General features: G+C 25.9%; 12 protein-coding genes. 6 read left to right on the top strand and 6 right to left on the bottom strand.

The genetic code is table 11. The annotated features are described in order from the left end of the window. Positions 1-39 precede the first annotated feature (39 nt). From Q0J69_RS05335 to Q0J69_RS05355, 5 genes are all read right to left on the bottom strand, one after another. A complete protein-coding gene (locus tag Q0J69_RS05335; protein WP_297204923.1) occupies positions 40-291 on the bottom strand; it encodes a DUF167 domain-containing protein in 252 nt (83 codons plus the stop codon). Then, positions 288-2,324: a DUF262 domain-containing HNH endonuclease family protein gene (locus Q0J69_RS05340; RefSeq protein ID WP_297204924.1), complete on the bottom strand. Its 2,037-nt coding sequence runs from the start codon at positions 2,322-2,324 to the stop codon at positions 288-290. Before Q0J69_RS05340 ends, Q0J69_RS05335 begins: the two co-directional genes overlap by 4 nt. Positions 2,325-2,348: 24 nt before the next feature. Then, positions 2,349-2,552, bottom strand: a complete 204-nt coding sequence (locus Q0J69_RS05345) for a hypothetical protein (protein ID WP_297204926.1) — start codon at positions 2,550-2,552, stop codon at positions 2,349-2,351. A gap of 44 nt (positions 2,553-2,596) precedes the next feature. Next, entirely contained in the window at positions 2,597-3,796 is a 1,200-nt protein-coding gene (locus tag Q0J69_RS05350) for a DUF262 domain-containing protein (protein WP_297204927.1), read from the bottom strand. A gap of 71 nt (positions 3,797-3,867) precedes the next feature. Further along, positions 3,868-4,485, bottom strand: coding sequence for a carboxymuconolactone decarboxylase family protein (locus Q0J69_RS05355; protein WP_297204928.1), 618 nt, complete (start codon positions 4,483-4,485; stop codon positions 3,868-3,870). 219 nt (positions 4,486-4,704) lie between these two features. Between Q0J69_RS05355 and Q0J69_RS05360 the strand changes: the two genes are divergently transcribed. Continuing rightward, positions 4,705-6,468, top strand: a complete 1,764-nt coding sequence (locus Q0J69_RS05360; RefSeq protein ID WP_297204929.1) for a tetratricopeptide repeat protein — start codon at positions 4,705-4,707, stop codon at positions 6,466-6,468. On the opposite strand, the gene Q0J69_RS05365 is transcribed toward Q0J69_RS05360, so the two are convergent. After that, a complete protein-coding gene (locus Q0J69_RS05365; protein WP_297204930.1) occupies positions 6,459-7,571 on the bottom strand; it encodes a sugar diacid recognition domain-containing protein in 1,113 nt (370 codons plus the stop codon). The two genes, Q0J69_RS05360 and Q0J69_RS05365, sit on opposite strands and share 10 nt — an antisense overlap. Before the next feature lie 270 nt (positions 7,572-7,841). Here Q0J69_RS05365 and Q0J69_RS05370 point away from each other — a divergent pair, with 270 nt between their 5' ends. Genes Q0J69_RS05370 through dapA form a run of 5 tightly spaced genes read left to right on the top strand, consistent with a single transcriptional unit; the run spans position 7,842 to position 13,481 of the window. Then, positions 7,842-8,837 carry an NAD(P)-dependent oxidoreductase gene (locus Q0J69_RS05370; RefSeq protein ID WP_297204932.1) on the top strand — a complete coding sequence of 332 codons (996 nt, stop codon included), beginning with the start codon at positions 7,842-7,844 and terminating at the stop codon, positions 8,835-8,837. A 27-nt stretch (positions 8,838-8,864) separates the two neighbouring features. After that, a complete protein-coding gene (garR, locus tag Q0J69_RS05375) occupies positions 8,865-9,749 on the top strand; it encodes a 2-hydroxy-3-oxopropionate reductase (RefSeq protein ID WP_297204933.1) in 885 nt (294 codons plus the stop codon). Positions 9,750-9,777: 28 nt separating this feature from the next. Then, complete coding sequence (locus Q0J69_RS05380) at positions 9,778-11,106, top strand: enolase C-terminal domain-like protein (RefSeq protein ID WP_297204935.1); 1,329 nt, start codon at positions 9,778-9,780, stop codon at positions 11,104-11,106. A gap of 45 nt (positions 11,107-11,151) precedes the next feature. Further along, the gene (locus Q0J69_RS05385) at positions 11,152-12,564 is read left to right on the top strand and encodes a gluconate:H+ symporter (protein WP_297204937.1); all 1,413 of its coding nucleotides are present in this window, start codon (positions 11,152-11,154) and stop codon (positions 12,562-12,564) included. Positions 12,565-12,587: 23 nt separating this feature from the next. Continuing rightward, positions 12,588-13,481 carry a 4-hydroxy-tetrahydrodipicolinate synthase gene (gene dapA, locus Q0J69_RS05390; RefSeq protein ID WP_297204938.1) on the top strand — a complete coding sequence of 298 codons (894 nt, stop codon included), beginning with the start codon at positions 12,588-12,590 and terminating at the stop codon, positions 13,479-13,481. Positions 13,482-13,492 lie beyond the last annotated feature (11 nt).

Genomic DNA, 13,492 nt, shown 5'->3' on the forward strand with positions numbered 1-13,492 from the left:
GAATTATACAAAATAATCAATAGCAATTTAAAAAATTCACTATTTATTCAAATATTTTTGAAGATTTTTTTCATCTATATTAATAGAAATGAGTTTTTTGCTGTTTTTCTCTCCCTTTAATATTTCAACATCTCTTTTTTTTATATTAAGCTCATCAGCCAAAAAATCTATTATAGCCTTATTAGCCTTGCCGTCTATAGCCTTAGCCATAATACGAATGGAATAGGCACCATTCTCGAATTTAAAACTATTGGATTTAGCTCCCGCTGTTACTTTAATTTCTATATTCATAATTTTGTATAATAGTCTACATATAAATTAATAACTTCTTCTAAATGTTTTTCACAAGTTTCTTCATTCCATTCTTTATTTGTAAATATCAACAATGATTTTAATGATTCTATATTTCCTTTATCGAGGATATTAGTTATAAATTTAGCTAACTTCTCATGATATGGTTTATTACTATATTCTGAATTAAGTCCTTGACTAATAAGAACCAAATTCCCAAAATTATCCAAATATATATCTTCCCATTTTGGTGAGTTTTCAGGATTTTGAGGATATACATGTTCTATAGAATTTTTAGCTGTAATTCTGAAATTTGGGAGTATATCATTTAATTTATTATTCTTATATTCAAAAAAATCATTATTCTTATTCCAATAATACCATAAAATAAATTCTAATTTGTAAAACCAATATCTATAAAATTTTAATCCTTTTGGCATTTTGAGCTCTTCTATTAATAGAGCTTTTATTGTATCAATATTCTTATTATAGTAGGCATTAATTTTTTCAGAACACATATTTCTAGTTCTTTCACTTAAATTTTTATCACTCTCATAAAAATATAATAAATTATCTAATTTCATTAAATATCTATATAAAATATCTTCATTTGTATCGTTATTTAGCATTTTATTTAAAAAAGGTGTTAACCAATACTGTGTTATATATTCCTGTGAATGATACAGCATAGTTTGAAGCATAGTAAATCCATCTGCATTTATATTATGTCTTCTTTGTATTACTTTGGAATTATCATTTTTTACACAATATATTTTACTAATATTTAACACCTCTTTATCATTTATATATACCCATTTAACTACATATTTATCAAATCTTACTCTAACTTTCCATAAAAGCTTTAAAAAATTTTTGATATCTTTGCTTTTAGTTTTCTTCGTAAATACCTTTCTAAATATATTAATAAGTTCTTTTTCTTTTACATCAATTAACTCATCTGTTATTTTATATTTAAGAACAAAAATTCTTAAAGTATGTAATAAAAGCATTGGGAAACTTATTATACTTCTTATATTTGGTGCTTCATATTCATTTTCATCATCTTCATTTTTGTCAAAATAAAAATCATTATTCTTATCTAAAATTTCATATAAATTATAATTATTGGGATTATTATTTATATTACTGCTTTTTATTAAATCTTTCACATATTTTATATTATCAGATATATCTTCCTCCCTTTCACTATTTGCCTTAATATTGGAAGTATTAATAATTTTTTGTTTACTATCGATAAACTCCTTCCAAGTAATATTTAGAGCATCTTTTAAATTCTTTTCAATATAATTATCCATTATAGAACAACAATCCCATATAATAGAATATACATATTTTTTATCTTTTTCAATTTTTTCTAATAATTTGGCTTTCAATATTTCATGTTGCTTTAATTGTACACCTCTATTATTAAAAGTTTCAAATAATTTATTAACATCTGTATTTTCAGGCATTTGGGTTATTATAAATATTAATTTTGTAGAAATAAAGTCTATAAAGTCATTTAAATTAATATTATTATTTGTATCTTCAAAAAAACCTTTTATTACGTTTATAGCTTGAAAAAATGGAGATAACAATTCCTTTTCTTCATTGCTGTTGTTTTGATCATCTATATTAACTTTTTTAAAAAAATCATCAGCAAATTTTCTAGCTCTAAATAATAATCTAACATTATTTTCTCCATATAAAAAATTATTAATAAATAATAAATTTTTATCATTTATTCTATCTGTAAATATTTCTTTTATAGTTTTAAATAATATAAATATTGTTGTAAAACGCTGCTGTCCATCTATTAAATCATACCTTTTATCATCAGATTTTAATATTATTAAAGATCCTATATAATAATTTTCTTTTTTATCTTCAATTGCAGTTTTTATATCTTGCAAAAGTTTTAATATTTGCTCTTCTTTCCAAACATATAATCTTTGGTAAATAGGAATTGAAAAATATTGTTTTTCTTTGATAATTTTATCTAAAGAAAATTGCTCTGAGCTTAATTCATGCATAAATAATTCTCCATTAATTATAACTTATTTGATACTACTAATGATTGTACTAATAATGTTTTCTTTATCTAAATCATTTTCTAAATTTATACCTATATCATTTATAAAATTAATATAACTTTTTCTATACTGCCCTATTACACCTTTATCAGTTACTTCTAAGTAATTAGTAATTTTTGGAATATTCTCTTTAATAAAAGATATAATATCTTTTGTGTCAAATGCCATAAATATAACATCTATAATATTTTCACTGCTGTCTTTTATTATTTTTATAATACTTTCTTTATATATCTTTTTTTAATTATACGATGATTTCCTATTAGATAATCACAATATAAAGCAAATTTTAAAAAATCATTTTCCTTAAATTTATCATAATACACAACACAAAGCATCTCAAAAAAATATTTAAAATAATTACTTATGTTATTTTTATAAACATGATTATATAAATTATAAAAGTATTGAAATTGTTTATCATTACTTTCATTAGAATTAAATAGATAATCATGTATAGCATTATATTTATCTGTATATAAGAAAAAGTTAATACCTTTTACTATAGGCTGTCTTAACATAAAATAATACTCTTTTTCATTATCATTTTTACTAAAATCAGTTATACTATTTTCTACACATAATTTATTTTGATTTTTATAAAAATCACACAAATTATTAATTTGATAACAATATCTAATTTTATCATCTCCATAATTTTTATGTGTGTTTTTCTGAAATTCTTTTAATATTTCATCTTTACTTTCAAAATAAAGATTATTTCCTTTCCATTTTCTTGCTCTCCATAATATATTATAAAATAATATGTTAAGATTATTATTTTCCCTATCATTTTTTATTCTATTGTTTTTATCCCATTTTTGTGCTATGTCATTTAACAAATCTGTATTTTTTATTGCTCTTAAATGATATGCTTTTAAATAATCAACAGCTGATAAATTTACCCCCCTGCCATTTTGAGTATCAAAAAAAGTAAAAGCATCATCTTCTGATTTTGTATATATTACTGTAAACACTATTCTATTTAAAAATTCTTTTGGAAGTATATTTTCAATTTTTTCTGAACATAGATAATTAAAATTATTCTTAATATTTTTTAAAGTAATATTAGCATTAAATTTGGCTGTAATTTTAAATTTCTTCTTTTTTAAAATATAAGCAATTATTAATAAACTTATTATTCTTTGCTGCCCATCTATTATATTATATATTCTTTTATTGGTATTTTTTTTAATTTCTAAATGAAGTAAAATTGTACCTAAATAATATTTATTAAAATCTCCTTTATTATTTTCAAAAAAGTATTTAAAATCATCTATCAGTTCTTTTATTTTTTCTTTATCCCATACATAAAATCTTTGGTATTCAGGAATAACTAATCTTTTTCTCAATAATTTTTTTAAAGTTACAACATTTACATCAATATCTTTTTTTATTTTTTCATCATTCATATATAAAAACCTTTTTAATATAATGCTATAAGTATAGTAAATTTTAAGTTTATAGTCAATGTTTTTATGCTTTATTTGTTAATTTTGCATATATTTGTAAACCCAGCAGTAGGCACTCCCAAAGCCCTTATAAGCCTTGCCCAGTAATTTACCTGTGCGGCAGTGGAGGCTAGTATTAATATTGCACGCTCTGAATACTCTTTTTTTATTTCTGTTATTAACTCTTCTGATATTATTACTGGTGTTTTTGTGATGGCTGAAATATATTTTAAAGCAATCTTTTCTTTGCTTGACATTGTAGGACATGAATCTATATCTTTATTTTGTAAATACTTTATTTCTTCTTCAGTTACATTTTCTTTATCGTATTCAAAGCTGTTCATATCTATACAAAATGGGCAGGCTATGTCTATAGATATTTGTATTCTTATAAGTTTTAAAAGTCTTTTAGGTACTTCCTTATCATCATGTGTAATTAATGCCTCCATTATGCCAGAGCTTATTGCGGTTTTGGGATTCCAAGCTAAAATCTTTGGAAGAAGCAAATCTTTTTTTACTTTCTTTTTCGCTATCCACATTGGAAGTCTTAAAAAGAATGATATTTTTTTAGGCGGTTTAATATATGCATCTATATCGCTTTCAAAATAGTTGTCTTTGTCTTTAATCTTAAAAAATGTTAAACTCTTCATTATTTCTTATCCTAATATGTTTTTCTATACCTAAAATATAACATTTTATTAAAATTATTCTAATATAAATATTTAAACAACATATCATACATATTATTAAGTTGTAATTTATACAAAAATTTGTATATTATTAATAATTGTATAAAATTACAAAACTTAAAAGGTTTAAATTTCTAAATAATCATTTATAATATAATTTTATTAGATGAAAGTGAGATTATGAAAAATATTAATAAATATCTGCAAGAAATAGATGAATTTATAAATGATAAAAATTATGATGATGCATTTACCTTATGCAATAATGTTTTAGATAATATCGATTCTAATAATATAGAAGCTATATTTAAAGCAGGATACTGCTGTTATAAATTGCAGAAATATGATACAGCAATGATGAACTTTACAAAAGTTCTATATTTAGAAAAAAATTCTAGAAACAAAGCTATATACAAATACTATATAGGAAGATGCTATGATATATTTCACTCACATAAAGAAGCATTAGAATGTTTTATAGAGGCATATAATTTGGATTCCTCCAACAAATATTATACATTATGGCTAGGCATCACTTATGCTAAAAATGCTGATTATAATAATGCTTTAATATATTTGTCAATGTCATTAGGTTCAGAAGATTATCTAGTATACGGATATTTGGGATACTGCCATATAAAATTGAAGAATTATGATGCAGCTGTTATGCATTTAGAAAAATCTGTTTCATTAAAAGATGATGATTATCTTATAAGATATTATCTAGGTTCAGCTTATTTTCTTCTTCAAATATATGACAAAGCATTAAAACATTTAAATGAATCTATAAGATTGAAGGATGATGAATTTGATACTTGGTTTACTATAGGAGAACTTTATCAGGTTATAGAAGATGACACTCTATCAAAAGAATGCTTTGAAAAAGCAAGAAATATTGCTCTAGAATATGAAGATATAGAAAAAGCAGCTGAATGTTTTACAAGACTTATGGAAGTACAAGAAAATGAGTACTTAAATCATTTATATCTTGGTATTTGCTATGCAAGATTAGAAAGCTATAAGGATGCTGTACATCATCTTTTGGAATCAATAGATATAAATGAGAAAAATGATAATGAAAACAATTATTTAGCATTTTACTGGATTGGATATATTAATTATATAGACAGCGAATATGAAGAGGCTATAAAATACTTAGAAAAATCAATAAAATTGAATGATGACAAAGATAATTATTTAAATAGGCTATGGCTAGGAAATTCCTATTTTAAATTAGGAAATCATAAAAAAGCATTATTTAATTTAAATAGATCCATAGACCTAAAATATGATGAAGCAGAAACTCATAAATCAATAGCAAAAATATATATGTCCATTGGTCAAAAAGATAAATACAACGAATATATAAATATATATAAGAAATTATTAAAGCAGGAAAAGCAAGATAGAAAAAATTACGATGATTTTAAAAAAATTGATTCCGAATCTGAAAGCAGTATTATATTTAATAATGAAAATGTAAGTCATAATAACCCTTCTTCAGAATTTATTAACAGCATAATGTCATTCAATGAAACAAAAAAAATAGATATAATATACTTTATAAATTTTTTATTTCAAAGAATAGAAGATTCTGATTTATACAATTTGTATTCTTCAAACACAGAAAAAAAAGATTATATAAATTTTGATGATTTCAATATAGATAATTTTCTATCTTATAAAAATATTATAGAAAATACTCTAAATGAAAATTTCACAAATGATAATAAAATAAGTATTATAAAAAATATCACTCCGAACTTTTATGATGATTATAAAATAAAATCTAATGAAAAGCATATAAAAGAAACTATAAAAAACATAGAAGAATTATTCCAATATATATCAGAGTGTATATTAAATTCTATGCAGAATTATTATAATAAATATGATATAGAACTTTATTATATACTTATGAATTTAATAACAACTCATCTATAATTATTATTTTTCAAGATAGTAGCTATTATATAAAATTTAATTCTATCTAAATGATTATTAATAGGATCCATATTCAATACATCCTTAATCTTTTTCATCCTATAAAGAATAGTATTCCTATGAACGGCTAGTTTTTCACAAGTTTTATTTATATTCATATCAAATTTACTCATAGTTATTATAGTTTCTTTTAATGTCATATTTTTATTTATAATATTTAATATATTTCTTAATATCATACTAGAACTAAAATATCCCTCATTTAAAATAATATACTCCAAAACATAATCCTCTATAAAATAAATCTTATTATTTGTTTGTTCTATATAGTTAAATAGAAAATTAGCCTGTTCAAAACTATCATGTATCCCTTCCAAGTCATTTACTATACATCCGCACATAACAGAAAATTTAATATCTATTTTTACAGCTTCTTTAAGACTCTTAAAAAATGAAATAATTATCTTTTTTTTATCATGTATTTTCTCTTTATCATTGAAACTTTTTATTATAATAAATTGTCTATTTCCAATATATGTTATAATATCTTGTTTATAAAAATATTTTATAACTTGAAGTTTATTTATTATATATTCTGATATTTTGTACATATCATATTTATCATTTTTTTCAATTTTTATTAAACATACAGTTCTATCTATAGAAAATGAATAGTTATTATTTTCAGCCCAAATATTGATAGAAGATATATAATTATGACTTTCCTTTGAAATAATTTTATATATATAATTATTTAAAGTGGTTTGTTTTAATATCTGCTTATCTATATCTATTTCCCTTTCTATCAATATTTCAGTAATCATTTTAACCATATTTGCTATTAATCTAATTTCTTTTGGATTTCCAGTAACACCTACAACACCAATAATTTCACCATTTATAAACAATGGTATATTAACACCTGGCTTGCTGCTTTCTGTATCATTATCTATATAATCAAAATACTCCATACTTTTAGAATTCTTTATCACCTCTAATGCCCCCAAATGTATTTTGCCTATTCTCTTTTCATCTCCGCTTGCTATAATTTCCCCATATTCATTCATAATATTAATATTTACCTCATAATTAATATTATCCATTATTTTTTTAATAATCTTTGTGCTATTTTTATATCAATAGACATAATAATTGTTCCTTATAATCGATTTTATATATAGACATTCCTTATAAAATATAACCAGTCATTATAATAAAAAAGAAAAATACATATTATTATTATGTAATTTTATCTTAATTTGTATATATCATACAAAAAACACTTCAATTATTATATACAATGTATAAAGATAATATGTCCGATTTGAATATAATTAAAATTATAAAATTAAGATTTTTTAATGGACATAAAAATGAAAATAATAGCTTATTCCGTTCGTGAAGAAGAAATAGAAATATTTAATTCAATTTCTTCCAAATTAAATTTAGAAATAAAACTGGTAACAGATCATTTAAATGAAAATAGTATTAATGCTTCAAAAGGATTTGATGCTGTAATATTTACAGGCTCAGGAAATGTAAATAGAAACGTAATAGAATGTATGCATGATTTTAATATAAAATTTGCTGCAACAAAATCTGCTGGTACTGACAATATAGATTTGAAATCGGCAAAAGAATTTGGTATAAGATTTGCTAATGTTCCAAGCTATTCTCCTAATTCTGTAAGTGAGTACGCTGTTTTATGTGTTCTTTCTTTACTTAGAAATTATAACAAATACATATTGAGAGTTCAAAATCAGGATTTCACAATAAAAAATTTATTAGCAAAAGAAATAAGAAATCAGGTTATAGGTGTTGTAGGTGCAGGAAAGATAGGCTCTCTTACTGTAAAAACTTTAAGCGGATTTTCTCCCAAAAAAATATTTATAAACGATGCATTTGAAAAAGATGAATTAAAATCAATAGCTCAATATGTATCATTAGATGAATTATACAATAATAGCGATGTGATAATTTATCATGTTCCATTATTAAAAGAAACTAAATATTTAATTAACTCTGATTCTATATCAAAAATGAAAGACGGAGTATTTATAGTAAATCTTTCAAGAGGTGAAATATTAAATACTAAAGATGCTTTTAATGCCATAGAAAGCGGAAAAATAGCAGGTATGGCATTGGATGTTTATGAGAATGAAAATAAATATTTTAGATTCGATTACAGAGAAAAATACATAGAAGATGATATTTTCTCAAAACTCTTAAGACATCCTAATATTATTGTAACACCGCATATTGGATTTTTTACAGATGAGGCTGTAAGAAATCAAATAGAAACTTCATTAAATAATGTTTTAGCATTTTTAAAAACAGATAACTGCCAAAATGAAATAATTATTAAATAAAAAAAATAAATAAAAAAGGAGTACAAAATGAAAATAGGATTTATAGGACTAGGAATCATGGGAAAACCTATGAGCAAAAATTTAATAAAAGCAGGACATGAACTTGTTGTCTATAACAGATCAAAAGCATCTATGGATGAGCTTGCTAAAGAAGGAGCAAAAACAGCTAATAATCCTTCTGAAGTTGCTAAGGAATGCGAAATCATAATAACTATGCTTCCAAACTCACCTCAAGTTAGAGAAGTTTGTTTAGCTGAAAATGGAATTATAGAAGGAGCTAAAAACGGAACTATAGTTATAGATATGAGTTCAATAGACCCAGTAGAATCAAAAGCTATAGGGGCAGAACTTGCTAAAAAAGGCATAGAACTTTTAGATGCACCAGTATCTGGCGGAGAACCTAAAGCTATAGACGGAACTTTATCTGTTATGGTTGGCGGTAAAAAAGAAATATTTGATAAAGTTGAAAGTTTAATAAAACCTATGGCTGCATCTGTTGTTTATGTTGGTGATTTAGGTTCTGGTAATGTTGCTAAATTAGCTAATCAGGTTGTAGTTGCCATCAATATTTCAGCTGTTTCAGAAGCATTAATATTAGCTAAAAAATTAGGTGCTGATCCTGAATTAGTTTATAAAGCTATAAGAGGCGGACTTGCTGGTTCTACAGTAATGGATGCTAAAGCTCCTATGATGCTTGAATATAATTTTAAACCTGGTTTTAGAATTGAACTTCATATAAAAGATTTAAATAATGCTTTAAATGCTTCTCATGCTGTGAATTCTTATTCGCCTTTAACTGCTCAAGTTATGGAAATAATGCAGTATTTAAAATCTGACGGCTGTGCTGCTGATGACCATAGTGCCATATTAAAATACTATGAAAAAATAACAAATGTTTCTTTAAAAAAATAAATAAAAAAGTTTAGGGGGATAAAATATTATGAGTATTGATATAAAAATTGAAAAAATGGATATATACCCTGTAGCTGGTAAAGACAGTATGCTTTTAAACCTAAGCGGTGCTCATGCTCCATATTTTACAAGAAATGTAGTTATACTAAAAGACAGCGAAGGTAAAATAGGTGTTGGTGAAGTTCCAGGCGGAGAAAAAATCACTAAGGGACTTGAAAGCATAAAATCAATAGTTGAAGGAAGCCGTATAGGAGAATATAAAAATACTCTTATAAAAATACAAAATTCTTTAAAAGATGAAAATGATGTAAGAGGAGCACAGACATTTGATTTAAGAACAGGTGTTCATGTTATGACAGCCGTAGAAGCTCCTTTATTAGATTTATTAGGTCAGACATTAGGAGTTCCTGTTGCCTCTCTTTTGGGAAACGGACAATTAAGAGATAAAGTATTAATGTTAGGCTACTTATTTTATGTAGGCGACAGAAAGAAAACAGATTTAGAATATTATCATAATGAAAGTGCTGCTAACAAATGGTATAAAATCAGACATGAAGAAGCTCTTACACCTGAAGCTATAGTAGAATTAGCTAAAGCCTCAAAGGAATTATACGGCTTTAATGATTTCAAATTAAAAGGCGGTGTTTTAGAAGGCAAAGAAGAGATAAAAGCTATAAAAGCATTAAAAAAAGCATATCCTGATGCAAGAATTACATTAGACCCTAACGGCGGATGGCTTTTAAAAGAAGCTATAGAAATATGTAAAGATATGCATGGAATATTAACATACTGTGAAGATCCCTGCGGAGCTGAAGGCGTATTTTCAGCAAGAGAAATAATGGCAGAGTTTAGAAAAGCAACAGGTCTTCCTACAGCTACTAATATGATAGCTACAGACTGGAGAGAGATGAGCCACTCTATTATACTTCAGTCAGTAGACATTCCTTTGGCAGATCCTCATTTCTGGACTATGTCTGGTTCTGTAAGAGTAGGTCAGCTTTGCCATGATTTCGGCTTGACTTGGGGATCGCATTCAAACAACCACTTTGATATTTCTCTAGCTATGTTCTCTCATACTGCAGCTGCTGTACCTGGAAATATTAATGCTATAGATACTCATTGGATATGGCAGGAAGGTATAGAAAGACTTACAAAAGAACCTTTAAAAATAGAAAACGGATATGTGAATATACCTAAAAAACCTGGTTTAGGAATAGAACCAGATATGGATCAAATATTAAAAGCAAATGAACTATATAAAGAAAAATGCTTAGGTGCTAGAGATGATTCTATAGGAATGCAGTATTTAATTCCTAATTGGAAATTCAACCCTAAAAAACCTTGCTTAGTAAGATAAAAACTAATTAATAAAAAACTAATAAATTATTAAAGAGGTATTAATATGGATGAAGCAACAAGAATGATATTAGGTCTTATACTAGGTGTAGGCATAATGATATTTTTGGTAATGTGCACAAAAATACATACATTCATAGCTTTATTAATAGCAGCTATGATAACAGGTATAATAGGAGGCATGCCTATAACTGATATGACAAATGCCGACGGCAAAAAAATAACAGGATTAATAACAGCTATACAATCTGGTTTTGGAAGTACTTTATCCAGCACAGGAATCATTATAGGTTTAGGTGTTATGATGGGAGGTATATTAGAAAAATCAGGAGGAGCTGAAAGGCTTGCATTTACATTTATAAAATTTATCGGAAAGAAAAAAGAAGAATGGGCTTTAGGTATTACAGGATTAATAGTATCTATACCAGTATTTGCTGATTCAGCACTTTTAATTTTTACACCTTTATTAAAGGGTATGTCGCAGGTTACTGGAAAATCAGTTGTAGGTTTAGCACTTTCATTGGCTGCTGGACTTCAATTATCACATTCTTTAATACCGCCTACACCAGGACCTCTTACAGCAGCAGGACTCCTTAATGTAGATATGGGAGCTATGATACTTACAGGTATTATAGTATCTATTGTTCCTCTTATTGCTGCTATATTTTATACAAAATGGCTTGGTACAAAAATATATCAAGTTCCAAATGAACAAGGCGGATTTGACAGAAAAGAATTCAAAGCAGAATATATACGTTCTATGTCAGAACTTGAAAAACTAATGGGAACTAAACAATTACCTCCTTTTATTATGTCATTAGCTCCTATAGTAGTGCCTTTAATATTAATTTTTGCTAAAACTATCTTTGATGTAGCAAATATAGAAGCAGGTGTTTTAAATAGTATTATAGATTTTTTAGGAAGTCCTATAGTAGCTTTGATGATAGGAACTCTTATAGCTATTTATGGGCTTGCTTTTAAATACAGTAAAAAAGATGTATTAAAAGTTTTGGAAGATTCAGTAAAATCCACTGGTATGATAATGCTTATTACAGGAGCAGGCGGATGTTTAGGTAATGTAATAAAAGTAAGCGGATTAGGAGATGTATTGGGAGATGCTGTAGTTAATATGCCAATACCTGCTTTATTAATACCTTTTGTAATAGCAGCATTAATGAGAATAGCTTTAGGATCTGCAACCGTTGCAATTACAACTGCAGCTACTCTAACAGCACCTTTAATGTCTAGTTTAGGAGCTTCTCCTATACTATTGGCTCAGGCTTGCTGTGCTGGTGCTATATCTTTCTCATATTTTAATGACAGCGGTTTCTGGGTATTTAATGGTATGTTTGGTATAAATGAATTAAAAGATCAAGTTATGTGTAAATTTGCTGTATCTATGATAATGTCAATATTAGCTTTGGCAGTATTATTCATAATGCAGATATTTGTTAAATAAAAAATTATTCGGAGGATATAATTATGAGTTTTGAACCAAAAGGAATTATTCCGCCTATAGTAACTCCTATAGACGATAATGGAAATATTAATTATAAAGTTTTAGAAGAATTATCTGATCACTTAATAAAAGAAGGTGTTCATGGTCTATTCCCTATGGGAACTACAGGAGAGTTTTATGCTGTTGATGAAGAAGAATATAGAAAAGTTTTGGAAACTGTAAAAAAAGCAGCGGCTGGAAGAGTACCTGTTTACGGCGGGGTTAATAGCATATCTACAAGGGGTGCTTTAAGATTATTAAAAATATGTGAAGATGTAGGTATGGATGCCATTTCTGTACTAACACCTATGTTTATATCTCAAACACAAGATGAATTATATCAGCATTATAAAACTATAGCTTCTCATTCTTCATTGCCTATAGTAATGTATAATAATAAACCTAAAACCAATATTACTATAGAGCCTAGTACAGTTGTTAAACTTGCTAAAATAGAAAATATAGTAGGTGTAAAAGATAGTACTGGGGATATGACTAATACAACAGAATATATACGTTTAACTAGAGATAATGAGAATTTCAGTGTTCTTTTAGGAAGAGATACTTTAATATATGCTGGATTATGCTGCGGAGCTAAAGGTGCTATAGCTTCATGTGCTAATGTTGCTCCTAGACTAACTGCTGATATATATGATAAGTTTATGGCAGGAGATTTAAAAGGCTCTTTGGATGCTCAGTTTGCTCTTGCTCCTATCAGAATAATAAGCAATATGGGTACTTTCCCTGCTGTTATAAAAGAAGGTCTTGTACAGCAAGGAATAAATGTTGGAAAATGTTTAGACCCTATACAAAGACTTAAAGATGATGAGATAGAAAAATTAAGAGCTGTATTAAGAGAAGCAGGATTAATAAAATAATTATTATTAAA

The sequence above is a fragment of the uncultured Brachyspira sp. genome, from assembly GCF_944388875.1.
Lineage (GTDB): Bacteria > Spirochaetota > Brachyspiria > Brachyspirales > Brachyspiraceae > Brachyspira.